Annotated in this window: 15 protein-coding genes and 1 pseudogene; 8 read left to right on the forward strand and 8 right to left on the reverse strand. The window is 40.6% G+C overall.

Annotation, left to right across the window (positions count from 1 at the left end):
* Positions 1 to 72: 72 nt before the first annotated feature.
* Entirely contained in the window at positions 73 to 1131 is a 1059-nt protein-coding gene (gene argC / locus G4P69_RS17025; protein WP_208340381.1) for an N-acetyl-gamma-glutamyl-phosphate reductase, read from the reverse strand.
* 346 nt (positions 1132 to 1477) lie between these two features.
* Between argC and ribBA the strand changes: the two genes are divergently transcribed.
* Positions 1478 to 3223, forward strand: a complete 1746-nt coding sequence (gene ribBA, locus G4P69_RS17030) for a bifunctional 3,4-dihydroxy-2-butanone-4-phosphate synthase/GTP cyclohydrolase II (RefSeq protein ID WP_208340380.1) — start codon at positions 1478 to 1480, stop codon at positions 3221 to 3223.
* A gap of 167 nt (positions 3224 to 3390) precedes the next feature.
* Here ribBA and G4P69_RS17035 read toward each other — a convergent pair whose 3' ends face one another.
* Both G4P69_RS17035 and G4P69_RS17040 read right to left on the reverse strand, forming a co-directional pair.
* A complete protein-coding gene (locus G4P69_RS17035) occupies positions 3391 to 4143 on the reverse strand; it encodes a DUF928 domain-containing protein (RefSeq protein ID WP_208340379.1) in 753 nt (250 codons plus the stop codon).
* A gap of 348 nt (positions 4144 to 4491) precedes the next feature.
* A complete protein-coding gene (locus tag G4P69_RS17040; protein WP_208340378.1) occupies positions 4492 to 7323 on the reverse strand; it encodes a two-partner secretion domain-containing protein in 2832 nt (943 codons plus the stop codon).
* A 1000-nt stretch (positions 7324 to 8323) separates the two neighbouring features.
* Between G4P69_RS17040 and G4P69_RS17045 the strand changes: the two genes are divergently transcribed.
* From G4P69_RS17045 to G4P69_RS17055, 3 genes are all read left to right on the forward strand, one after another.
* Positions 8324 to 11590: an FHA domain-containing protein gene (locus G4P69_RS17045; RefSeq protein WP_208340377.1), complete on the forward strand. Its 3267-nt coding sequence runs from the start codon at positions 8324 to 8326 to the stop codon at positions 11588 to 11590.
* A gap of 68 nt (positions 11591 to 11658) precedes the next feature.
* The gene (locus tag G4P69_RS17050) at positions 11659 to 13029 is read left to right on the forward strand and encodes an FHA domain-containing protein (protein ID WP_208340376.1); all 1371 of its coding nucleotides are present in this window, start codon (positions 11659 to 11661) and stop codon (positions 13027 to 13029) included.
* A 237-nt stretch (positions 13030 to 13266) separates the two neighbouring features.
* A complete protein-coding gene (locus G4P69_RS17055) occupies positions 13267 to 15387 on the forward strand; it encodes a CHASE2 domain-containing serine/threonine-protein kinase (RefSeq protein WP_208340375.1) in 2121 nt (706 codons plus the stop codon).
* Positions 15388 to 15786: 399 nt separating this feature from the next.
* On the opposite strand, the gene G4P69_RS17060 is transcribed toward G4P69_RS17055, so the two are convergent.
* Positions 15787 to 15960, reverse strand: a complete 174-nt coding sequence (locus G4P69_RS17060) for a hypothetical protein (RefSeq protein WP_208340374.1) — start codon at positions 15958 to 15960, stop codon at positions 15787 to 15789.
* 177 nt (positions 15961 to 16137) lie between these two features.
* Positions 16138 to 18399, reverse strand: a complete 2262-nt coding sequence (locus tag G4P69_RS17065) for an SPFH domain-containing protein (RefSeq protein WP_208340373.1) — start codon at positions 18397 to 18399, stop codon at positions 16138 to 16140.
* Positions 18400 to 18844: 445 nt separating this feature from the next.
* On the opposite strand from G4P69_RS17065, the pseudogene G4P69_RS17070 reads away from it, so the two are divergent.
* The 4 genes and pseudogenes from G4P69_RS17070 to G4P69_RS17085 form a co-directional block, all read left to right on the forward strand.
* A pseudogene (locus G4P69_RS17070) lies at positions 18845 to 19456 on the forward strand (IS607 family transposase); the annotation flags it as partial.
* A gap of 16 nt (positions 19457 to 19472) precedes the next feature.
* Positions 19473 to 20597, forward strand: coding sequence for an RNA-guided endonuclease InsQ/TnpB family protein (locus tag G4P69_RS17075; RefSeq protein ID WP_310833956.1), 1125 nt, complete (start codon positions 19473 to 19475; stop codon positions 20595 to 20597).
* 211 nt (positions 20598 to 20808) lie between these two features.
* Positions 20809 to 22095 carry a hypothetical protein gene (locus tag G4P69_RS17080; RefSeq protein ID WP_208340371.1) on the forward strand — a complete coding sequence of 429 codons (1287 nt, stop codon included), beginning with the start codon at positions 20809 to 20811 and terminating at the stop codon, positions 22093 to 22095.
* A gap of 42 nt (positions 22096 to 22137) precedes the next feature.
* On the forward strand, positions 22138 to 22785 hold the full coding sequence (locus G4P69_RS17085; RefSeq protein WP_208340370.1) for a class I SAM-dependent methyltransferase: 648 nt from the start codon (positions 22138 to 22140) through the stop codon (positions 22783 to 22785).
* On the opposite strand, the gene G4P69_RS17090 is transcribed toward G4P69_RS17085, so the two are convergent.
* The 3 genes from G4P69_RS17090 to G4P69_RS17100 form a co-directional block, all read right to left on the reverse strand.
* Positions 22786 to 23583, reverse strand: coding sequence for a polysaccharide deacetylase family protein (locus G4P69_RS17090; protein ID WP_208340369.1), 798 nt, complete (start codon positions 23581 to 23583; stop codon positions 22786 to 22788).
* A 185-nt stretch (positions 23584 to 23768) separates the two neighbouring features.
* On the reverse strand, positions 23769 to 24548 hold the full coding sequence (locus tag G4P69_RS17095) for a glycosyltransferase (protein WP_208340368.1): 780 nt from the start codon (positions 24546 to 24548) through the stop codon (positions 23769 to 23771).
* 525 nt (positions 24549 to 25073) lie between these two features.
* A complete protein-coding gene (locus G4P69_RS17100; protein ID WP_208340367.1) occupies positions 25074 to 25808 on the reverse strand; it encodes a DevA family ABC transporter ATP-binding protein in 735 nt (244 codons plus the stop codon).
* Positions 25809 to 25820 lie beyond the last annotated feature (12 nt).

Consider the following 25820-nt stretch of genomic DNA (forward strand, 5'->3'; position numbering starts at 1 on the left):
CTGCTTCCTAACTTTTGACTTTTGACTTTTGACTTTTGACTTACCCGGAGGGGTTGCTCCCTGCCCCCTCATTTAGGGATAAAATCCGAACTTCGGTAAACCCAGAGTTTCGTCCCAACCCATCATGACATTTAAACATTGAATTGCTTGCCCTGCCTGCCCTTTGATTAAATTATCAATTGCTGACATGACAATAATTCGGCCAGTACGTTGGTCAACTTCTATACCAAGATAACAAAGATTACTGCCACAAGCCCACTTGGTTTGGGGGTATGTACCTGCTTCACAGACTTTCACCCAAGGGGAGTTGCGGTAGAATGCTTTATATATAGTAATTAAGTCATCTCTTACCAAACCGGGATCGCGTAGTGTTGCGTACACGGTCGCCAAAATTCCTCTTACCATTGGTATGAGGTGCGGTGTAAATTGTACAGTGATTTCGTGTCCTGCTAAATCAGTGCAAATTTGCTCGATTTCTGGCGTGTGGCGATGACGGGCAACATTGTAAGCTCCGAGGGAGTTATCTGCTTCAGCTAGCAATAAGTTAACCTTGGCTTGACGCCCACCACCTGAAGTACCAGATTTTGCATCAATAATAGCTGTTTCTGGTACGATTAACCCTTGCTTGAGAAGTGGTGAAAGTGCAAGCAGGCTAGCTGTGGGATAACACCCAGGACACCCAATAAGCTGCGCCTCAGCAATGCGATCGCGATACAATTCAGGTAATCCATAAACTGCTGCTTGAGCAGTGGCTTGATCGCTTCTTTGAGTATTATACCAACTTGTATAAGTTGCTAAATCTTTAAATCGGTAGTCAGCACTGAGATCCAGAACTTTACATCCTTTCTCAAGAAGTTGTGGCGTTATTTGGCAAGCTAGACCATTTGGCAAAGACAGAAAAACTATCTCACAACTTTGTGCAATAACTTCTGGATCTACCGGCTTAATTTGTTGAGTGACTGCATCAGCTAGATGCGGATAGAGTTCTGCAAACTGTTTTCCAGCACTGCTGTCTCCACCTAAATATACTAGTTCAACTGCCGGATGATCCATCAGCAGTCTGACTAACTGTACTCCGCCATAGCCTGACGCGCCAACAATCCCAATCGGTACGCGCCTCAAATTACTCATAACATGACATCCTTATCCGCTTTGATTTAATTCGTTGTTAGTTATCCTACAAGAAGCTCGTTCCCAGCAGGATACCGCGTTTACTTCTACAGTTCTTGCAAAGTGGGGAACAGTGCACCAAACCAGTTGCGCCGCGTTAGTTTTGTCTTATCAGCTATAGCATAACGGTTAATCGACCGACTGATTGCTCTAGCACTGTCGTTGTGCTCGAGTCCTAAAACCCAATTTTAGCGACAGATATTTTCGCTATGTTATCGAATCATGGCTTCTGAAGGTGTCTAAAAGAGCTACAATTTAAAAGTACGATTTGTTAAAAAAAATTACGTTTGTTAGCTGGAAACTCTCTGTGTCGCAGCCGAAGACCACCAACCAGTCAAATGAGACTTACAATAACTCTCCTGACCAGAATACAGGAGAGGCATCTACTTTTTCAACTCAACCTTTTGAATTCGATTCTATAGAAACCGCTTTGGCAGATCTCAAAGCTGGTCGTGTCATTGTAGTTGTAGATGACGAAAATCGAGAAAATGAAGGTGACTTGATTTGCGCCGCTCAATTTGCTACCCCGGACACAATCAATTTTATGGCGGTGGAAGCACGAGGGTTAATTTGTCTGGCTATGATGGGCGATCGCCTAGATGAGCTAAACTTACCTTTGATGGTTAGTAACATTACAGACACTAACCAAACTGCTTTTACCGTTAGCATTGACGCAGGACCGCATTTAGGCGTAAGTACAGGAATATCCGCTGAAGATCGCGCTCGGACAATCCAAGTTGCAATCAACCCAGCTACAAAAGCTGATGATTTACGGCGTCCTGGTCACATTTTCCCAATTCGTGCTAAACAAGGTGGGGTACTCAAACGAGCAGGACACACAGAAGCGGCTGTGGATTTAGCTAGGCTGGCTGGTTTGTATCCTGCTGGTGTTATTTGTGAAATTCAAAACCGTGATGGTTCAATGGCAAGGCTGCCACAGTTGATCGAGTACGCCAAGTATCATAATCTAAAAATTATTAGCATTGCTGACTTAATTAGTTACCGACTTCAACACGACCGGTTAATCCTGCGTGAAACTGTTGCAGAGCTACCAACTCAATTCGGTAATTTTAAAATCTACGCTTATCGTCACACTCTCGACAACACTGAACACGTTGCAATTGTCAAGGGAGAACCGTCAGAATTCGATGACAATCCAGTGATGGTGCGGATGCACTCGGAATGCTTAACTGGAGATGCTTTGGGTTCTTTGCGTTGTGACTGTCGTATGCAGCTACAAGCAGCACTGAAAATGATTCAAAACGCTAATCAAGGTGTTGTGGTTTACCTGCGACAAGAAGGACGAGGTATTGGACTGATTAATAAATTAAAAGCCTATTCTTTACAAGATATGGGGCTAGATACAGTAGAAGCAAACGAGCGTTTAGGATTTCCCGCTGATTTGCGAGATTATGGGATGGGCGCACAAATGCTTATGGATTTAGGTGTCCACAAGATTCGTTTAATTACTAACAATCCTCGTAAAATTGCCGGTTTAAAAGGATACGGTTTAGAAGTTGTGGATCGTGTACCGTTGTTGATTGAATCGAATGATTACAATTCTTATTACCTAACAACAAAGGCAAATAAGCTCGGTCATATGCTGCTACAAACTTATCTTGTAACAGTAGCGCTCCATTGGGAAGATGATCCACAAGCAGTGACAGAACGGTATGAGCGTTTAGAGACGTTGCGGCACTTAGCAAAAACCCAGGATTTATTATTACAGGAAGAAGCTCGCCCGTTGGCGATCGCCTTATTTGATAAACCATCATTAACTGTACATTTAGGTTTTGACCAGCCTAAGTTAGCATCCCATGAGTGGTACGAAAACAATGGTCATCCTTATGTACAGGCGATCGTGCAGATTCTAGATAAGATAGCAAGTTTACCTTACGTTCACAAGCTAGAGTTTTTGCTTTCTCCTGGCGTTGATCCCCTCAGCAATTTACAAGTACAACTAGATAGGCAAACATTCCCTCCTGGTTTTTTGCCTTCGTCAATTTGCTGTGAGCATTTGCAAACACAGAAAATTTACAGCTTCGAGAAATAACTGTTAGCTGTTTAGATCCTGTTACAGACTAACTTGCCAAGCAATACTTGGTCAATCATTGTAAGGCTCTTTTATATCTCCGTACAGATAGTAACTAGAGCTACACAATGAAAGTCATTTGTAGTTGTTTTTATTTGATGAGAGTAATAGTAACTAAAAAAACTCGTCTAAATAGGGTCTGTAGTTTGTTGTAGTGGAAGCAAGGGCTCGTTGAGTAATTTTGTAGATTCCTTATCTAGATTTACATTCTCTGCTGTTAACAATTCTTTCCAATCAGTTTTTAACCCCTGATCATTAGGATGAGAGACAAGTTGCTGTGCTAGTGTACCAAGGCTATCTTGCCAAATACCAGCTTCTGCATAAATATTGACAAGCTCTTTTGCAGATGCATTTTTTAGCTTTGTTGCCAGTTGAGAGTCAGGGCTAATACGTCGAATTCCACCCTCGACCACTTTATCCTGAGAACGCTCTTTAGGATTGCAAATGACAGAGAAGAACCAACGGTACTGCTTGCCTGCCTCAAGAGAAGTTTGAGTCAGAGGTATACTGACAATTCCACTCTTGCTAGTTGACTTATAGATTTGCTTAGCTAGGACAACTTGTTGGTCGTTATCTTGCACAACAAACTCTATTGTTGCAGAAGTTTGAGGAACATAGAAAAAGAAGACGGGTTTCGCTTGGGTTGTTAACACTATGTTCGATTTAGGAACTATAGCCACCAGATGTTCGTTTGGTGATAAACATTGTTGTTGTATCGAGCGTGAGCCCCCTGCTACACGCCTACCTGGTACTCCTAAACCATCGGGTGCTTTAAATATTATTCGGGCTTGTGCCGTTGTCCAAGGGACGAGAAAGGACAAGCCGAAAATAACAGCTACGGACTTTAGCCAGAGTCGATTGTGTTGTGCAATAGTCTTCATAAGAATAATGGTGCGGGGAAACCTGATTCAATGCATTTGAATAAGGAACCGCCCTCTCCATACTAGGTTGACAAAATGACGTGCATGAATATATATATAGTATACGAATGAAATCACCCAAATGGACGAAATTAGATCACTCTAAAGTAGACATTTTTTTCCCAAAGTTCGTCATAGCCTGCTTTTACGGTAAAATCAAAATTTCTCATAACTTAACGTTTGGGTCAACTACGAGTATTAGGCATCAGGCTTACTCTGTAACTGTCCAGTAGTAGTAGTGATATCTCCACCTCTGGGGGAGGAGTTTCCGGAAATGTTAGCAAATATTTCACTCCTAGAACGCTTAACTTAACGTTTAGGGCAACTACTAGTATTAGGCAGAACCTTCTCAGAGGAATCAGCAATCAGTGTGACTTCTCCTTTGTTGTTGAACACCCAACCCGTGGCAGGTACAATGGCGATGTGATCCTTTGTTTCTAAGGGAACCCTTCGACTAGAAAGACGCTGTGATTCGGATAGTTTTTGTAGGCTGACGATGTTAGGTAATCTATTATCAGACCAAATTGCATCACTGGTGAGTAGGTCATAAGGACTAGGAGGTAACCCACCACGTCCAGTAACCGTCAATTCATTAAATTTCGTTTGACTTGCAGTCGTGCAGCTAGTATCTACTAATCTAGAAGCCTCCACTACAACTGTAGGGAAAGTCATTAAACCTAAGCTTTGATCTATATCCGACGTATTAAAAGTTACTGTACCAGCGCTATTATATTGAGAGCTAACATCAACGTCATTAGTTCTGTTTCCAAAGGTGGCTTGACCTTGAGTTAAACCAAAAATTCGTCTTGAGGAGATTGTAATGTTACCTCCCCTACCTTGAGAAGCACTAGCAATAATATCACTATTTTGTAACAAAGGTGCAACGACAAAACCGTTCTTAGCATCAATCCTAATGTTACCTCCTTTGGCACCAGTATCAGGATTTGCTTTAGCAGAAATGCGACTCCCATTTTGCAATAATAATAAATCTAAACCTTGTAGGGTAATATTAGCTCCAGGATCAGAGCTATCTATTGCAGTTTCAGCCGTCAGATTTCCAGAGTTTAGACGAATCTCTTTAGCAGCGATCGTCAAATTACCTGCTTGCCCACTAGGACTACTGACCGTCAGGCTTCCTGCCTTCTCAATTTGTAACTGTCCAGTAGTAATATTAATATCTCCACCTTTAGCTGTGGAATTTCCGGAAGTGTTGGCAAATATTCCACTTGCAGAAGAGCGATTAGGATTTAGATCTGGGCGATTCTGAGCGCGCCTTATTGCATCAGCTTTAGCTTGTTCAGGAGTAAACCTAGGGGAGCCATCTCTGTTTCTTTGCCTCAAATTATTCTGAGTAAAATCATCAGCGATCAGGTTAAATACAGTAGATCTGTCTGGGTCGACACCTGAGATGATAACACGGTCTTTAACGTTGAGATTGACATCACCTGCATTACCTGTACTAAAAGCAGTAGTGCTCAGTTGCCCACCACTAGTTAGCTCAAAAGTATTTGCAATAATAGTTATATTGCCACCGACAGCATTACTGCTACTTTCTGCTCTTAAAATTGCCCCATCCGATACACGTAAATTTTTGGTAGTAATGTTGATATCACCAGCGTTCGTACCTCTACTTGATTTCTCACTAGTCGTTGCTAACGTAGTGTATAAGTAAGTGCTAGCGCGATCATTATTGCCGCGTGGTATGAGTGGTGCTCTACCTGAAATTTCTACTTGATCTGTGCCGGTGATTTGAATACTACCGGAGTTTAGACCGCTAAATGCTCTGGAGGATATTTCTGCACCACCTGTAACAGAAACAGATCTTCCACTAATACTTATATCACCTGCATTGCCTAGGTTTGGATTAACCTGAGCACCTGGAGATCCCACACCTGTGGAGACTAAGCTATTTTGAAACGAGACTGAACCAGACAAAGATTTTACTGTGATGTTTCCAGAGTTTCCCCGTCTAAAAGCTGTACTTACAAGGGAACTGTTGTTTGCTAGTGAGATAGAGTTGTTTGCTTCAAGTGAAATATTTCCTGCATTTCCTCCAAAATTGCTGACATTCAAAAAAGAATCATTTAATGAGATATCGCCCTTGGCTGTGAGTGATATATCTCCGCTACCAAGACTGTTGCCATTACCTAAGGTGGAAATTACTGAAGTTACTTGCTTATCAGGGCCAGTAAGAAAAATTGAGCCTGTGGCGTCTAAAGAGATATTTCCAGTACGTGCTTTCTGTCCAGAATTACTTGCATCTAGTGCAGTTGTACTTTGATTATTGATGGAAATATTACCACCTTTAATATTAATGTCACCAGCGTTGCGCGCATTTTTAGGAGAAACAACTACCTGAGAATCATTGACCAGAAAAATATCTCCTCGCGTTATATTATCAGAGATATTTAACTTAAGAATATTACCATTTATCCCCAGTCCCACAGTTCCTGCACCTGTCACACTTGCAAGTTCTATTTGTCCACTTGGTGCAGATAATTTTGTGCCATCTAAAGTCAGATTTCCTCCTAGCAATAATAAACTCTGACCTTCTAAAACGCTTAAGTTACTACCTGAATTCGTACTAATCGGTTGTGGCGGTCTGAGGGAAGATAAAAAACCGCTAGGATCGCCAACTAAAGTGAGTAAACTACTAGGACCACCGGGATTAGTTGCACTAAACTGACCTCCATTCGACCACACCAATCCATCTAGCGTTGTAGCGACAAAAGAACCCCTAGTGGTACTGCCTATATTTAATCTTGCATTTTGTCCAAAGACGATACCACTGGGATTGATCAAGAACAGATTCACATTTCCTGCGGAAATTAAACCATCGATTGTAGAGCGAGAACGACCAGTAACTCGTGATATGATATTTTGGATGTTCACACCGCTTTGAAAAGTTGCCGTCTCACCTGTGTTGAGGTTGAAACGTCCAAAGCTGTGAAATAAATTATTGCCTACCGTTTGACCGTCTGTTTGTTGGATAGTGTATCTAGGACCATTTAGGCTTCTCGCCGCACCAAGGGTTCCATCTAAGGTAATGCTTTGCGCAAAAACACATTGGCTGGTGGAAGCGATCGCTCCTCCTATAACAAACGCAAGCCTTAAACTCAATCGCATCCACCCTTCTACCATATTTAACCGCTTTAGGTATAACTGCTGCTTACAATCTCTGTTTACAGTTTATTTGTAGTTGTGACTTTTGTTGTGTTACAAATTGTGAACGTTTCCATAAAGCAATTTGTGATTTTTGTCAATTCCCTTTTTTGCAAAAAAGATTACTTAAAAGAAGGATTTAATTTTTCTTTTTATGTGCAAAAATTTACATGCGTATTTCATGACAATTTACCTGTCAAATTCATTGACTTGTTATTACCACTTGCGTTATTCTTTCTCATAATGAGATAGACCCCAGAGTATGTATAGTTGCACTGGGGTCTTAATGGTTTTCCTGAAATAGTTTGCCGACTGAATATCAGGAAATTAGATATCACAGCAGCCGAAGGACTGTTTGTTCTAGCATGTCAAACTCCAACTACAAAAGCAAAGCTTTAGAAATCTTGACGACAGGCCTAGCACTATAGAGTACGTATTATGAGGGCCGTCGTTTGACAATTGTAACATGAACTATTTTATGAGGTGGGGCGCAATCTACCACGGCCCTCGTTAAAAGTAAGAAGTCTTTGTGCAGCAAGTAGTGAGATAGAAACCAAAAAATCACAATTAACCCCATCCTCATTGAGTTCCCATAACAGTCATGATTTGTGAGAATTGTAAGAAGCACTATGATGACCTAAATACTAGAATTGTGCATAAGCTTTTCAATACCAGCATATTAGTAATTTTGGTCGTAATTTTTACCCTATTTGCAACTCATACTATATTGGGTGAATATTATCCTTCCCAGGATCAAAAACCACCTAGTGGTTACACTGACTCATCAGGAGTCAGATGAAGGTAGTCTGCGTTGACTTCCGAAATTTATGCAACAACAAGTGTAGTATTATATTCAGTTCTGCCTCATATCTAATAGGGCTTTTCCAGGGTTGGCTATTCTACCTGTTCTCTATAGAGAACAGGTAGAATGCCTAGTATATAAAACTCGGAACTTAAAAACATAGAGAAGCCAAAAGCAATGATTAGTCAAGTTTCAGAGAAAAAGATGCATCTCGTCAGGTGGCTGCTGGCGATTGGCTGGCTGACATTAATAGCGTCGTTGTTTTACGATCCGATTTCCACGTGGTTGACAGATCCCAATCATGAATTTAGTCCGTTTCATCTGAACCTATCACATTGTGTAAAAGTGCAAGGAGCGTGCCTACCACAAAAAACATATGGCATGGGAGCAACAATATTCTGGGCAGTAGTTCTACCAATAGGGATCATGACACTGCTAGTGTTCGGTCATGAATTTTGGCGCAGGATTTGCCCATTGTACTTCTTCTCGCAAATTCCCCGCTCGCTGGGCATCCAGCGTAAAAGAAAAATTACCAACCCAAATACTAATACGATTCATTACGAATTAGCAGGGGTAGATAAAGAATCTTGGTTAGGTCGCAATTATTTATTTTTGCAACTGGGTTTGTTTTACCTGGGTTTGAATATCCGGATTTTGTTTGTCAATGGCGATCGCACAGCCATGGGCATCTTCTTCTTATTGACAATTGGTGCAGCCATTAGTATTGGCTTTTTATATAAAGGAAAAAGCTGGTGTCAATACTTTTGCCCAATGGCACCAGTAGAAATGTTTTATACAGGACCAAAGGGTTTACTAGGAAGCGAAGCACACCTCCAGCCACCGCAAAGCATCACCCAGTCAACCTGTAGAACAGTAGACGATTCGGGCAAAGAAAAGAGTGCCTGCGTAAGTTGTCAATCGCCTTGTATAGATATTGATGCAGAACGCTCCTATTGGGAAGGAATCACAAGACTCGACCAAAAACTGGTCTTTTATTGTTACTTCGGCTTGATGTTAGGATTTTACGTATTCTACTTCTTGTATGCTGGTAACTGGGACTACTATTACTCAGGAGCGTGGGCTCATGAAGAAGGGCAGTTAAGCACCTTATTCAAACCAGGATTTTACATATTCGATCAAGCAATTCCAATTCCCAAGATTGTAGCAGCACCGTTAACCCTAGCAGTGTTCGCTGCTCTGAGCTTGATAGTCTGTCAGCTTCTAGAAAACGCTTATAGAGGCTACCTCGAAAGGAAAAACAAATACTTAAACGAAGAACAAGTGTTGCACGTTTGCTTCATGATATGTACGTTTATCTCTTTCAACGTGTTCTTCTTGTTTGGCGATCGCCTGAATGTTGACTTGTTACCCAGTTGGGTGATTATTATCTATAATGCCGTAATTGTGGCATTGAGCAGCTCATGGCTATATCGCAGTATAGGAAGAAGCAAAGAGAGATATTCCAGAGAAAGTCTAGCAGGTAGTCTCAGAAGACAGTTGAACAAACTACCAGTAGACTGGTCCAAGTTGCTAGAAGGACGCTCATTGCAAGATCTACTGCCAGAACAAATCTACGTATTAGCAAAAGTACTACCAGGGGTGAACCGTGCAGACAGAGTACGAGTCTATAAAGGAGTATTACGAGAAGCATTAGCAGAGGGAAATATAGATTCAGCAGAGAGTTTAGAAGTCCTCAAGGATACGCGAAAAGAATTAAACTTAAGCGATGAGGAACATTACTCTGTGTTAACGGAAGTAGGGTTAGAAGACGTCAGCTTACTAGATCCACAAAAGCAACTCACTCGGGAAAACAGATTGCGCATAGAAAGCTATCGACGTGGATTAGAATTATTAATTTTAGAACTGGTTGAAAGTGGGACACCCTTAGCTGAAGTAATGAAGCGTAAGCAAAAGCAAATTATCGCTTTGAGACAGGAGTACGCAATCACTACAGAAGAACAAGAACAAATCCTAGCAGAAATGTTTAATCAAGACGGACCACTGTTGCGGACAGCAGCCGTCTTGTTAGGACAGTTACAAGATTTAGCTGTAAGTAGTCAAATCCTGTACAACTCAGCACCAAATCCGCAAGCACCAGTTTTTGTTTTTCTGAGAACAGCCGTCAAAGAGAAGGAAAAACTCATTGCAATCCAGTTATCCAGCATTTTAGAAATGCTGGGAGATACTTCTGAAGCCGTCAACATTGCTCGTGCAATGGGTGTATTAGCAGCCAATGTAATTGGGGAAATTTTGCAATCTGAGGATGAGTCTGTAAACTGGAATAAGCGTCTGTCTCCAAGAATCATTGCTTCATTACAACAAACTTTCCATTCAACAGAGTCTCTCCAATTATCAACCAACCTTGGGTTCATCACTACTGATTTTAATCAGCAATTAACAACAAGTAGTCCAGATGAATTGATAACGCAACTAGGTGGTAAGCAAGCATCGACACCAAACGCACTTAATGATGTTTTGCTAAAGCTAATACAAGATATAGATCCCCTAGTGCAAGCAGCTAGTCTTTATGCTTTGGATCAAAATAATCCTTCTGTTGGCTTTCAACAAGCTAATCAGATACTCAATACCAAGCAAAATAAAGATTGGCTTTTACAAGAAACAGCCGAACAAATTCTTGGTCAAAATCCCCAGCAAACACAGGGGACAAAGGTACCAACTCTGATTGCACAAGTCAGAGTGATGGGAAAGACACAAACCCGGATGTTTCAGCAGCCAACAATTCAAGTTGGACGAGGACGCGAGAATGATATCGTGATTTTGGATAACCGTGTTTCTCGACAGCATGCAATCTTTTATCTTGACGAGAAAGGCCTTAGCGTCAAAGATTTAGGAAGCAGTAATGGTGTAAGTGTTGGCAAGGAATATATTCAAAACCAGCAAAAGCAATTAAAATCGGGAGATTTTGTCCGGTTTACCAGTGGAGATGATTTAGTCATCCACGTGCAGTGGGAACTACGACCAATGCAAGTACAAACAGTTACAGAATATGTATCAACGCTAGAAAAGCTGTTTTGGCTTTACAGCAGTAGCTTTTTCCAAGGGCTGAACCCAAATGTTTTAATTGAACTAGCTCGAAATTCTTGTGTGCGAGTTTATCGTCCTCACGAAGAAATCTGCAAACTAGGAAAACCTGCTGTTGAACTGATAGTGATCATTGATGGTGAAGCAACTGCATTTTCGATTAATACAACGCAGGCTCGAACTATTCTACCAGGGGAAACAATAGGTGAACTAGATGTGCTAACCCATAGCAATTATTCAGCAACAGTAGCAGCAGGAGAAAGAACTAAGTCTTTAGCTATCAGTGCCAAAGACATTGAGAGAATGCTCTCGTCTAACTCACTTCTTTCGAGAAATCTCTTGAAAATTGTCACCAATCGCTTACAGCAAAATATAGCACAAACATCCGTCACTCGAATATAAAGATTTATAGATTGACATGGACGACATGTCCGTCTCAATCTATAAATCTATAAAATGTCTCTACCAGTATGTTGAAAATCAAAATAATTGATCCGCAAAAGCCAAATCAAGTACAAGAAGTAGATTTAAATCCAGAAAATATGCTCAACCATGAGTGCTTGATTGGTCGGTTTACAAACTGTGATTTAGTTTTAGATAGTGGGGAGATCAGCAGAATGCACGGGAAAATTTGTTACAAGGAGGAAAATTATTATTTTGCGGATCTTGGTAGCAGATGTGGTTCTCGGATTAACGGTGAAAATATCCAAATCAATCAAGATTATCCCCTCAAACCCCAGGATATGATTCAAATTGGTCGGTTTTTCTTGATGATTTTGGACTTTGGTTCAGAGAATAAAGAAAACGTATTACAGGAAGAGACAACAATAGTAGAAAAAAAAGAAGTCCAATCCAAGACTCAGGAAATTGTAGAACCAGTTGCCAAATCTCCCTATGTGTCTCCTGAAGAATATATGCCATTGGCGAAGGTAGAACCTTCACAACTGCAACGTTGGATCAAGGGAGAATTAACAGTTCGTTGTATTGATATTATTGATGAAACTCACGATGTGAAAACTTTTCGCTTCGTGGCTGATCCTCCTGTTTTGTTCACCTACAAGCCTGGTCAGTTTGTCTCCTTCAATCTCCAAATTAATGGTGAAGATATCTCACGATCTTACTCGATCTCCTCAACCCCTTCACGTCCACATACCTTAGAAGTCACTGTTAAACGTGTTCCTCTTCCCCCCAATTCTGGCTCTGAAATCTCAAGAAATTTGGTTTCTAACTGGCTGCATGAAAATGTCACTGTTGGTTCTAAAATCAAGTTGGATGGTCCACTGGGTAAGTTTACCTGCTTTGCTCACCCTAGCCAAAAGCTGTTGTTTATTTCAGCCGGTAGTGGTATAACACCAATGATGTCGATGTCTCGGTGGCTGTGTGATACAGGAGCTAATTGCGATATTGTCTTTTTCCACTTCGCCCGCTCTCCTCGTGATATCATTTTTCGGCAAGAATTAGAACTTATGTCCGCAAGGCATACCAATTTTCATCTAGCAATCTCTATTACTCGGAAGGAGCGAGGTCATAGCTGGATGAGTTTAACTGGTAGGCTGGATGCTAATATGTTACAAGTTGTTGCACCAGATTTTCGCGATCGCACTGTCTACGTCTGCGGACCAGATACTTTCATGGAAAGTGTTAACCTGATAATGGAAAGCATGGGTTTTCCTCTGGAGAACTACTATGAGGAAAGCTTTGGTTCTCCAGGGAAGAAGTCTAAACTGGCTAGCAATACACCTAGTCAGCAAGTCACACCTAACGTGCAACAGCCAAGTTTAAAAGACATCTTCAGGAATTTACCGACAGAGGATCCTTCTCAATCCCCTGTAGAAAGCTAACCTGAGCCTACTGTACAAATTGCTAATAACACTCAAACTGCTGTGGCCTTCTCTAAATCAGGGAAAGAAGTTCCCACAGATGGTGAAGAACTAGTAGAGGTAGGTGGAAATAAAGGTACCATCTAAAATAGGTAAAAAGCTCGCAGGATAAAACTCTTTTTTTTTACTTTTACCTTGTTTTACTTGCCGCTTTTCATCACAATTCCAACAAACTTGAAAGTTATAATTTAGTTGCTTATGCTTGCTGGCTTTAAAAAGATTTTGACACAACCTGCTATTATTGCTAGCGTAATTGTAAGTGGGTTGCTAATTGGGTTTCAAGAGTTGGGAGTGCTAGAGCCTCTAGAATTGCAGGCTTTCGACCAAATGATGCAAAGGCGTCCTGATTTAGGCAAAGATAACAGAATCCTAATTGTAGCATTTACTGAAAACGATATTCAAAAACTAAAACAGTCATCGCCAAATGGTGCCACTTTAGAAAAAGTATTAACTAAATTAGAGCGCTATCGACCAAAAGCAATCGGTTTAGACTTCTTCCGGGATGTTCCAGTAGAGCCTGGTCATCAGAAGCTATTAACACATATAAAGAAAAGTGAAACTATTATCCCTCTATGTAGAGTAGGAGGAGACAAGATTCCGGCGGTACCACCACCAACAGGAATAGACCCTCAAATTGCAGGATTTGCTGATATTCCAGAAGATGGAGATGTCGTGATTCGCCGTAATCTACTAGTGGTATCCCCTGATCCAAAGTCAAGTTGTACAACCCCAGCTTCATTAGGATTCCAGCTGGCTTTAACTTATTTAAATACTCAGCCGCAATTCACACCAGATGGAAATCTAATATTAGGCAAAAAGCTTTTTAAGCCTCTAGAGAGTAACTCTGGTGGTTATCACAAAATAGATGCAAAGGGATTTCAAATTCTGTTGAACTACCGTTCTGAAAAAAACGTTGCTCAGGAAGTTAGTTTAACAGATGTGTTGAGCGATCGCGTCCCGTCAAATTTGGTAAAAAACCGCGTTGTCTTGATTGGTTCAACTGCCCCGAGTTCCCAGGATATTCGCAACACACCCTACAGCGATGGTCGAGTTGATAACTCTGGTAAAATGCCAGGAGTTATGATCCATGCCCAGATGGTGAGTCAAATTCTGGATGCAGTTTCAGACAAAAGACCTTTATTCTGGTTTTTTCCACAATGGGGGGAAATTCTTTGGATATGGTGCTGGACTCTAGTAGGTGGAATTATAGCGTCCCTTATTCAGCATCCTCTTCGTCTAGGGCTTAATATTGCGGGTGTTTTCACAGCATTGCTGTTGAGTAACTTTGTCTTCTTTCTTTATGCTGGATGGATACCAGTAGTATCTCCTGCTTTAGGTCTACTCTTAGGAGCAGGGGTTGTTCTTGCATACATAAGATACGATAATCAACGACAGAAAGAAAAAATAGCAGTTCAGATTAAAGAGCAAAACGAAACTATCTCGCTATTGCAACTCATGTTAAGAGAAGGCGGGAATTCTACAACAGAAGTACCAACAGCAATATTTGACGGCTCACAACCAGAAAAACTACTTAACAAACGCTATAAACTTGCCGAATTACTCGGCTCGGGAGGATTTAGTTACACCTATCGTGCAGAAGATACTTATCGTCCTGGAAACCCTGTATGTGTAGTTAAGCACTTACAACCAGCTCGTAAAGATGAAGGATTTTTGGAGGTTGCTAGGCGTCTGTTTAAAACCGAAGCAGAGATTTTACAGCTTTTGGGTGAGCATGATCAAATTCCATTATTGATGGCTTATTTTGAGGAAAATAAGCAATTTTATCTTGTTCAAGAGTATGTACCAGGACATTCTCTACAGGTAGAATTATCCACTGGTAAACCTTGTACTCAGCTTCACGTTATAGCTTTTCTTAAAGATGTTTTGTCAATATTGGCTTTTGTTCATAGTCAGGGTGTGATTCATCGAGATATCAAACCTAGTAACTTAATGCGACGGGCTACCGATCAACGCATCGTTTTAATAGACTTTGGCGCGGTCAAACAACTTCAGCCTCAGCAACAACAGGAAAGCCACACAGTAGCAGTCGGTACTGTCGGTTATTCACCTCCAGAACAATTTATGGGTCAGCCAAGACTCAACAGTGATATTTATGCTTTAGGAATGGTTGCTATTCAAGCTTTAACAGCAACACCACCCACAGCAATACAACGAGACGAAACAACAGCAGCAATGTGGCGACATCTTGCAAAAGTTACAGATAAATTCGCTGCAATTTTAGACAAAATGGTGGCTTTTGATTTTCAAAAGCGTTACCAGACAGCAGAAGAGGTTTTACAAAGTTTAAATACGCTGTAATGTCTGTGCGATCGCTTATTTTGAGATCTGGAGGGGAATTAAAGCCTAATATAAAAAGAAAAAGGGGAGCTTTTCGAGAAACGTTATTTTTAAGTAAAATTTGTGACCATCACAAAATGGATCCAGAGGCAATACTGCTCGGTTAAGCTAAAAACTCAAATTAAAGGTAGGTTGGGTTGAGGGACGAAACCCAACATTTACAAGGACTTGTTGGGTAACACGAGTGTTCAAGCCAACCTTGGTATCTTAGAAAGAGTAGTATTGCTTCCAGAAGGAATTATTTAAGCTGCAGGCATAGGATAAATTTTAAATCTTACGGTGCTTCGCGATCGCAGAAATTAGTTCTCCCTATCCTTGAAACTTTCATTATGGTTACACCTGTCAGAATATTTAGAAATCCTACATAGATTGTTTTAACTCTTCTGCTTCAGCATCGCTTAAAATACCTGCAAATTTTGCTAAAGGATGGATTGTGCGTGTCCTTTTAACTCTATGTAAAAAATCCAGTACTGTTTGTACTATATCGTCAGGAGCTTGTTCAAGTTCTTGGATCAATTCTTCGCGATTTGTCATTTGGCTCTTTCTTCTTTTGCAACCTAATATAGCTCCAGTATATCTCCTTCTGTTAGGGTTGACTTTTAAAGCTTTCATTACATATCCCGTTCGCGCAGCGTTAAGGGCGAACGGCGTTCGCCCCTACCTGAGACAGGAACATCTAGTATCAGGAATTACGAATTCCCGGCAGAGGTACTAACCAAGAGAATGTGAATTCTCACTTACAGATGAGCTCCCATTAGACTCTGCGTTAACAACCTGCTGTTGTGGTTGCATAGCTACTGTTGTTTCACCTTGCTTAGCAGTTTGATTCCACAAAATCATTGATAGCAGTCCATCAACCAACCCTTTTGTACTACCGTTGTTTCCACCAACTAGCACATCTGGAATCAGGCGAACACCTGAATCACCGATAATCTGCATCATCTGCATTGCAGTGTAACCTTGTGAACCCAATGCATCTACACCAGCACCATAGGCTTCTGCTTTTGCATTACCTGTAGCACGGATGGCTTCTGCTTCTGCATTACCTTTAAGGCGAACAGACTCAGCCTCACCAACAGCTCTTAACCGCATAGATTCAGCTTCCGCAGTTGCTCTTAAACGGATAGACTCAGCTTCACCCGTCATTTCTTTAACTTTAGCATTTGCCTTCAGTTCAGCAATCTTCACTCCTTGTTCTGACTTCACTGTTTCTTGCTGAATATCTGCCTTGGCTTTCAGTTCAGCAATTTTGACCCCTTGCTCTGATTTCACCATGTCTTGCTGGATATCTGCCAAAGCTGTCTCTCTAACAAGTTGTTGGCGTTGTGTTTGCGCCATCTGCTGAACTTCAAAAGTTTTGCGTTGTTCTTCGGCAATTTTCCGATCTGTTTGGGTTTGCATTAGTGATGCTGGTGGCTCAATATCACCAATCAAGGTATCAATTGCCTGTACATCATAAGCGCGCAATGCTGTTCTAATAAACTCAGCAGCTTCAACTTGCCGTTCGCTACGAGCACTGAGAAAATCTAATACTGTATAATCTTGCGCTGAGTTGCGGAAATAGTTGCCGATAGTTGGTTCTAGGACATGGTCTACTAAATTTTGCATTGAACCAACGCGAGAAATCACCTTCGGAGCATCTAAAGCACCTACATGAATAATTTGCGCGACTTCTAAATCAAAAGCAAATCCATCTCTAGAACGTACAGTTAATGAAGCAAGTTTAGCATCATAACTATGACGTTCTGTGCGACCCGACCAATTCAAAACTATATTAGTCGTTGGAACAAGTTCAATCTTCATAATACGGGTGTTGATAGGGTGCTTACCTGGATACAACGGCTCAACCCATACCCCTTTATGTCCCGTATTCACTAAATTTCCATGAGTGAAGGATGCACCACTAATATCTTCATGTGCTTTACCAACGAAAGAAATCACTACACCGACATACCCAATGGGAATTTCAGTCATAGGAACTTGTTCAACTTGAACAAACCAAGGATTCAAGTTCCAAGAACCAGAAAGGAGAATCTGCTCTTGTAAGCCTCTTTGTCCACCACCATCAATAAATTTCTGCCCACTCTGAAAGTTATCGTGTCCCTTAATAATTGGCCCTGCAATTTCGCCACCAGGAATTGGCATACCATCTAGGGTTGTGACTATACCAACTTTATCAGAAGCAACGGTATACACCCGCAATTGTTCAGCAGTCATACCATGGGCGCTGGCATTTCCTGCCATGATGACTTTAAATAGGGCAGTGTTAATGCGGTAAGTGCCAGCCGTCAAAAAACCCATCTGCCGACCTTTTTCCCCTCCTTGTGTCAGAAATTTGCGAGCATCCTGGAAATTATCACAATTTACAATTTTGCCTAATATACGCTCTGGTGGGTTAGAAGCACCATCTGCTGCTACTAGTAGGGCAATTTCACCTTGAGGTACAACGACGACTGATTCTTTACGCACTGAGTACTGCCAAGGCCAATGTCCCCAATGCCAACCAGGAGCAAGGGTATCAGCCTGTAAGCCTGCTTCCCCATTCAGTGCGATCAACCTTCCGGCGGGTAGTGAACGTCCGGAAACAGCAAACTTTTTAACGACAATACCAACTTCACGCTCGCCAATGACTACCAGTCCACCAAAAAACAAGGGAACAAAAATGACTAAACCACCGACGATAATTATACCTACGATTCCAAAAGGCTGACTCTGTGGGATTTGGGCAATTGTTACTGGTTTTATTTGATCAACTTGTACTGGTGCTATGGCGATTTCTTTTGCTGTAAGGGTTTGAGTAGAAGTCGCACTGGCAGAATGTACACCACCAGCGATCGCCTCTGGCGCAGCGCTTTGCGCGTTCGCTTCTAGCGCTGCGCTTTGCGCTATCGCCAAGGTAGCTAAGACAGATGCGGCAAAATTCAGTATTTTATGTGATTGGCACTTTGTAAAGAAATTTTGAGAGCTTTTCATAAGGTTCGCCCAAAAGGGCAATGATTATCTAATCTATAACTTCACCTAGAGTTCCCATAAATTCTTAAAGTCATCATAATTTTTTATCGTTTCTAATAAGACTTAAACAAAATTTAAGCCCAAGATGACAGCGTCAGACGTGCAATTAGCTATCAAATAATTGGTTAAAACGCGTAAACTTGCTTAAATCTCTGCTATACTAATTGCAGTTGAGTTAAGCAAGTTTTAATGCAACATGTCACTCCCAAAGAAGCAGCAAAAATCCTTGGTGTCGTGGGAAAAACCTGCTTAAAACGAGCAACCTTCCCCCATTAAAGGGTTGGGAAGTTCCACTTCTAGGTGTTGAAGGGCAAAACGCGCTGTTTTTAGGCTTTTATTGATACTTCTTGTCATTAAGACAGCGCGTTTTGCCCAAGGTTGCTCGTTTTAAGTAGATAAATGCGTCGTCCACGTTTCCAGCCTTAGAAGATGGGAGAACGAAGGAAAGCTTAAAGCAATCCGCACACCAGGCAACCAAAGGCGATTCGTCCTCGAGGAAGTCGAGAAAGCGGCAGGAATGTCCCGGACAGTTACAACTGTTTGCTATGGACGAGTTTCGACTCATTCCCAATCAGATGATTTGCAACGACAACTTGAACACTTACGCCAACGATACCCAGAGGCGGAAATTATTTCAGAAGTTGGAAGCGGGCTCAATTTTAGGCGGAGAAAGTTCCTCTCAATTCTGGAACGAATCATCGACGGCGATATCCAACGTCTTGTCGTTGCCCATCCTGACCGACTCGTCAGATTCGGATATGAACTGGTTAAGTGGCTATGCGAAAAATTTGAGTGTGAACTCTTGGTTCTCAATGACCGCAAACTCAGTCCAGAGCAAGAACTCGTACAAGATATGCTGTCCATCATCCACTGTTTCTCTAGTAGGCTCTACGGGCTTAGAAAATATAAGACAAAACTCAAAGAAGATTTACAAAAAGAAGTCGCGTCACTCGAAGAATGCGGGAACATCGACAAAGCTTCAGCCCAACAGTGTGCTGAAAATCAGGCTGTATCCTAGCAAGGAATTGCATCAAGTGTGGAAGTGTTGGTTAGCAGCGTACCGTTATTATTACAACGAAACAATTATTCTGTTGCGAATATTCGACGGTGTACAAAAAGTCAGTGCTGAACAACTGGATAAATTATTGCAACAAATAGAAAATATTCCCGACTGGGTGAAAACAATTCCCGGTCACCAACGGCAAGAAGCTTGCTTTGAGGCTTACGACGCATTTAATAGAGCAAAGAAAGATGGAGGTGAGGCAAAGTTCAAATCGGTTAAAGCAGCAAGCCAAACTATCCAGTTCAAGGTCGGGAACTTCAAGAATGGTACTTGGTATTGCAACAAAACCAAGGGATTAAGGTTTACCGCGCTTGGTCAGTCTGTACCAAAAGAGTGTGAGTATGGCACAGAGCTTGTATACCGTCGTGGTAAATGGTTTGGTTGTTTTCCTCAACACAAGGAAGTTGCAACAACCGGGAGCGACAGGGTGATAGCCTTAGACCCTGGTAATCGCACTTTCTTAACTGGCTTTGATGGGGAAAACGTCTTAGAGATTGGAAAGGGAGATATCGGACGCATACAAAGATTGTGTCAGCACCTTGATAATCTAATAAGCCGTTCCACCAAAGGTAACTGCCGTAAGCGTAGAAAGATGCGCATTGCTGCTAACAGGGTAAGAGAAAGGGTACAAAATTTAATTAAGGATTTGCACAACAAAGTTGTTAACTTACTGGTTAATTCCTACAAGGTAGTATTTCTGCCAACGTTTGATTCTAGCCAAATGGTTATTAAAAAGCGCAGCGGGAAGAAACGCAGGATTAACAGTAAATCAGTACGTCAAATGCTGACACTTTCTCATTACCGGTTTGAGCAACATCTTAAGCAGGCTGCATTAAAAAAGGGTGTAATCATCGTCCTTTGCAACGAGTCTTACACCTCTAAAACATGCGGTAATTGTGGTCATGTTCACCACAAGCTAGGTGGAAATAAAATCTTTAAATGCCCACATTGCGGAATTAATGTTTCCCGTGATGTCAACGGCGCACGTAATATATTGTTACGTGCTTTGCAAGCAACTGCCTTTACCGTGACGCATGATTCTATTGTGCTTTCTGACAAGTCAGAATTGACGGATGCTGTAGTTAATCACGCTTAAGCGTTTTGATTAGCTTAAAAGTTGCACTAAGGATTACGTTCCACGGGAACACCACCAACGACAAAATAGAAACGAGATCTGTACCTATTAGTTTTGCTGTGCAATCTTTTCTTGAAAACTGCTCGTCATCTAAGGTATATTTATTTCCGGCATTGCCACAGGTTAGGGGGTATTTATCCCGACTCGGCACATGAGGAGTGTTAAACTATCAATGCTTGAGAGCTTCGTACAACGAATTGATAAACACCGAATAAAGTTGCATCTTGGCTGGCGTCTTCAAGTTTTCATCTTTATAACTGCTTTTGTAATTCTGATGAGCAGAAGACCAGATGCACTTTTGAATGCACAATTTTGGGCTGAAGATGGCAAGTATTGGTACGCTGATGCTTACAACCTTGGGATTCATTCTCTCGTTTTGCCATCAAGTGGTTACTTCCAAACTATTTCTAGGCTGTTAGGTGCTGTCGTTCAATTTTTTCCACTGGTGTGGGCACCCTTCATTTTTAACCTAACCGCAATTGTTATTCAGATCTTGCCAGTTAATCTCATCGCCTCCTTACGCTTCTCGCAGTTGATACCAAGTCTTCATACGAGATTGTTTCTGGGACTTTTATATCTGGCTTTACCTAACTCTTATGAGATTCATGCCAACATCACTAATGCACATTGGCATCTAGCAATATTAGCCTGCATGGTTGTGCTAGCTACACCCAGTAGCCTTTTTATCTGGCAAGCTTTCGACGTCGGAGTTATTCTATTATCAGCATTAAGTGGACCTTTTGCGGTTTTGTTGATGCCTATCGCTACAGCCCTTTGGTGGTTACGTCGTAGAAAATGGTCATTTATTTTACTCTTATGTCTCAGTGCAGGTGCTGTAGTTCAAGGAATAACTATTTTACTATCTCAAAATTCTAACCGGTTTCAAACTTCCCTTGGGGCAACACCAGAACTATTTGCCAAAATCTTTGCGAGTCAAGTTGTCTTAGGTGCTTTACTTGGACAAAAAGGCAGTAAATTAATCACCTATTTTTCTTTTGGATACAGCACAATAGCAATCTTGCTGGCTGCCCTTGGAATTGCCATATTCCTTTACTGCCTACTAAAAGGACCTTTAGAACTTCGGCTTTTCAGTATCTTTGCTATCGGAGTTTTTGGTATGTCGGTTTTGTCTCCAGTGGCAGGCGAGATGAATATTTCTCAGTGGTCGGTTCTATGGCGTCCTGGAACTGGTGTTCGGTATTGGTTTATACCTATGCTTGGATTTGTAACAATACTAACTTGGCTATTGGGGGTAAAAAGACCACGTCAGCTACGTTTAACGGCTAAAATTGCGCTAGTTACTATGATTATTGGTATTATCTTAGACTGGAGATATCCAGTGTTTACTGACTTAGACTTCAAAAACTATTCCAAGCAGTTTGTTGAAGCACCAACCGGAACTAGAGTAACAATTCCTATTAATCCACGGGGTTGGTCTATGGAACTAATTAAGCGTTAAGTTATAGCCACTCTCGTTCGCATACATCCAATTTTCATTACCATGACTGACAATATTTATCGCAGCTTACCTAGATTGTATGACCGACTGCCACTAAGTACTCAGCTTTTTGTCCGTATTCGCCTTTTTTTAAGCGATTTATACCAGTTAGAGACTTACGTGCCAAAAGAAGGTCGAATTCTTGATATTGGTTGTGGTCACGGTTTACTGAGTAATTTATTAGCTATTACCAGTCCACAGCGACAGGTACTTGGTATTGACATTGACGCTAAAAAAATTGCCCTCGCGCAACTTACTATAGGTACGCGAGGTAACATCCAATTTGAAATTGGTGATGCCGTTTGGCTACCTAATGGTTCTTTCCAAGCCATCACTATTGCGGATGTTATGTATCTCATCCCCCCTAAAACTCAACGTGCTATCCTAACAAGTATTGCTTCTGCCTTAGAACCAAACGGCGTATTAATTTGGAAAAGCCAGATTCATCACCCCCGGTGGAAGTATGCTATTACCTATGCCCAAGAATTACTAATGACCAAGCTTGGTCTTACCCAAGGATCTGGTATATTTTTTATGGATTTAGAAGAGTCGCTCCAAACTATTCGTGATGCTGGGTTGGATCCAGTTGTCATACCTATACTTTCACGCCGTCCTTACAGTGATATTCTTTTCCTGGGTCGTAAACTATAACTACAGCACCAGATTTTTAAGCTGCATTGAGGTAAACTTTTCTGAGAATTTGGAAAAACAAATAAACTCTCCTTGACTTTTAAGCCATATTAAGTATTTTTCTAGCCTGTTAATCATAGGTTTACCTGAATATTTATTAATATAATGTGGGAGTTTAAAACCTGTTATATCTGTAAATTCCCAAGGGTGAAAGTAAATATTTAAATAATTATCGTGCTGAAGTGTTATTTTGGAATTTAATTTGATTAACCACAGAGGAAAGTTTTTAAAACTTAACCAAAACAAAGGAAATCGAATGATTGGTGTTACTGAAACTGGGATATTAAGTAAATTGTGTGAGTAATATGCAGTTCTTGGTTGAAAGAAGTGATTATACCTTCCAGGAAGATAAGTCGGGTTGATGGAAGAATTGTATTCGTAACCTGCTTTCATTATTTCTTCTTCGTTGATCTGCTTCAATCGAGGCATTCTAAAGCCTATTATTTTATTACCAGTAAGTTCTTGCAAAAATAGCCGCGACTTTTTTAAGTCTTCTATACTAAATTCAGAGTGATAAAACCCATGAGAAGCGATTTCATGGGTTTTACTAACTTCCTGAATTACAGTTTGATTATGATCAGCAAAATTGGCTGTAACAAAAAAAGTTGCATGGATTTCTAACTTACCCAATAAAGAAAGAACAGCTTTTAACCCTTCTAAAGAAACCGCAAATTTAACAGCATTTTCAATTTTGTGTCCATATTCCTCTGGAATATCAAATTCTTCAATATCGAAGCTTAATAAAATGCTTTGATTCATACATTAATATCCCTAAATGATTATTGAACAATTTCGACTGTAAGGAGTATCGAGCTTTGCGTAACGAATAACTAATACTAGTGCGGAAGTATCTATTCTGGTTTAGGTAAACAGGGACTACTAATAGGAATTCTATAGTAGCCCTAAATCATTGGGAAAAATTAACCTAAACAACCATTCGAGAGCTACTCGATTGAAATTCTACGACTTTTCGGTTTTTTATGAGATGATTTATGACAAGGATATCTGGAAGTGTTATACTTAAACCTTATTTTTAATAAACTAAAAAACATTCCTATAGAATCTTTCACAAGATTGACTTTTGATTGTTTGTACAAATGATCATCTGATACTATAACTGGTATTTCTCCAATATGATACCCTTTGTTATGAGCTATATATATCAGTTCAACATCAAATGAAAAACCTTTCCTGTCTTGTTGTTTAAACAGATATACTGCGACATCTTTCTTAAACCCCTTGATTCCTGCTTGCATATCGTGAAAAGGTAAATCAAGTATAATTCTCGAAAGCAAATTAAACATTTTGCCCGCAATTATCCTAATTAAACTTAATCCGTTAAGAGCATTTAAGTCCAGAACTCTACAACCAATCACGATATCAAAATATTCTAGCTTTTGAACGATGACTTTTAGGTATTCTAGTGAATAAGCTAGATCACTATCTATGTAGCAGATATAATCTCCTTCTGCATATTGTAATCCTGTTTTTATCGCTGCACCTTTTCCTTTGTTTTCTTGGTAAGAGATCAGCTTTATCTGACTTGTGTTTAATGATTCCACTGTTTTTATTAAAATTTCTTCCGTCCTGTCTGTGGAACCATCATTAACAAAAATAAAATGATAGTAAGGCTGAGATTTAGAGAATTCTAAAATAGAATCTAAGGTTCTTTGTATGCATTTTTCTTCATTATAAACAGGCAGGATAACTGCTACTTTTCTCATTTTCCTCACTCACCTAACATCTCGGAGTATACGCATCAAGATTCTGTGACCCCTATTAAGAAGGAGTTACAAAAATTTATTGAAAAGAGATCAGGAGTCAGAATTCAGGAGTCAGAAGAATAAAGACTGGTAAAAACCTCATCTACTTGTTTCTGAGATAGGGGTTAAAACTTTTCTTAAAAGACCATCCCTTTATGGGTGGTGTATTTTGACTCCTGTATTCTGAATTCTTTTATTTATCAGTCTAGATAATAATACTCTAAAATCTTGTATTTATCCGTAGAAGTCTCGGTCTTGTGAAAAAATGGCGAAGTAAAGCTACATTATTTCTCTAGGACTTTATAAGTAAAATAAGGACTTACAATTATGTATTGTGTATAACAATGAGATGATCACCTCTTAGTACAAAATCTAACTACTGTGACTTACGTATTGATATAATAGACAGCAGATTAGGCTCTCCTAGACTAGGACAAAGGTTGCCGGTTTTTGTCTCGTTTTTATACACAGCTAATATCAATCTTGTTACAAATTACTATCCTTGTTGCTCAAGAAACCATCTTCCATATAGATAATGCGATGAGCAATATCAAGTATCCGATTATCATGAGTAACCAATAGAATTGTACAACCTTGTTCTAAAGCTAGTTTTTGCATCAGTTCAACCACATCGCGTCCTGACTTTTTATCAAGTGCTGCTGTTGGTTCGTCTGCTAAAAGGATTTTGGGTTGACTGATTAGGGCACGCGCAATAGCAACTCGTTGCTTTTGTCCACCAGACAGATTTTCTGGATAATAATTTGCAAACCGTCCTAAACCAACAGTCTCTAACATCGCGATCGCTCTCCCATCCATGTCCTGATCAAGGTACTCATCATGCAACTCTAGAGACATGCGGACATTATCTTTAGCTGTCAAAAACTTCATCAGGTTATGTGCTTGGAAAACGTAGCCAATTTGGCGACGAATTAAAACTAGTTGCTGTTTACTAGCTTCACACATCTCCCTTCCTAAGATTTTTAAACTACCCTCCTGTGCAGAACGTAATCCACCCATGAGTGTTAACAGGGTGGTTTTTCCTGAACCAGAAGGTCCCGTCATAATCACAATTTCCCCAGCCTTAATTTCTAGGTTAATATTGAACAGGACTTGTTTTTTGAGGGCACCTTCTCCAAAGTAATGGTTAAGGTTATGCACACTGATGACTGGTTTTGTTGTTTGTGAGTTAATGGAGTCCAAATCACTAGTTGTTTTCTGCATAATTTCGATTCT

Origin of the sequence: Aetokthonos hydrillicola CCALA 1050, assembly GCF_017591665.1 — a bacterium.
GTDB lineage: Bacteria > Cyanobacteriota > Cyanobacteriia > Cyanobacteriales > Nostocaceae > Aetokthonos > Aetokthonos hydrillicola.

Coding starts and splice junctions, on each gene's coding strand:
- G4P69_RS17100 (WP_208340367.1), bottom strand. CDS start 25,808: ATGCAGAAAACAACTAGTGATTTGGACTCCATTAACTCACAAACAACA.
- G4P69_RS17080 (WP_208340371.1), top strand. CDS start 20,809: ATGCTTGAGAGCTTCGTACAACGAATTGATAAACACCGAATAAAGTTG.
- G4P69_RS17065 (WP_208340373.1), bottom strand. CDS start 18,399: ATGAAAAGCTCTCAAAATTTCTTTACAAAGTGCCAATCACATAAAATA.
- G4P69_RS17085 (WP_208340370.1), top strand. CDS start 22,138: ATGACTGACAATATTTATCGCAGCTTACCTAGATTGTATGACCGACTG.
- G4P69_RS17040 (WP_208340378.1), bottom strand. CDS start 7,323: ATGGTAGAAGGGTGGATGCGATTGAGTTTAAGGCTTGCGTTTGTTATA.
- G4P69_RS17055 (WP_208340375.1), top strand. CDS start 13,267: ATGCTTGCTGGCTTTAAAAAGATTTTGACACAACCTGCTATTATTGCT.
- G4P69_RS17045 (WP_208340377.1), top strand. CDS start 8,324: ATGATTAGTCAAGTTTCAGAGAAAAAGATGCATCTCGTCAGGTGGCTG.
- argC (WP_208340381.1), bottom strand. CDS start 1,131: ATGAGTAATTTGAGGCGCGTACCGATTGGGATTGTTGGCGCGTCAGGC.
- G4P69_RS17090 (WP_208340369.1), bottom strand. CDS start 23,583: ATGAATCAAAGCATTTTATTAAGCTTCGATATTGAAGAATTTGATATT.
- G4P69_RS17060 (WP_208340374.1), bottom strand. CDS start 15,960: ATGACAAATCGCGAAGAATTGATCCAAGAACTTGAACAAGCTCCTGAC.
- G4P69_RS17095 (WP_208340368.1), bottom strand. CDS start 24,548: ATGAGAAAAGTAGCAGTTATCCTGCCTGTTTATAATGAAGAAAAATGC.
- G4P69_RS17035 (WP_208340379.1), bottom strand. CDS start 4,143: ATGAAGACTATTGCACAACACAATCGACTCTGGCTAAAGTCCGTAGCT.
- G4P69_RS17050 (WP_208340376.1), top strand. CDS start 11,659: ATGTTGAAAATCAAAATAATTGATCCGCAAAAGCCAAATCAAGTACAA.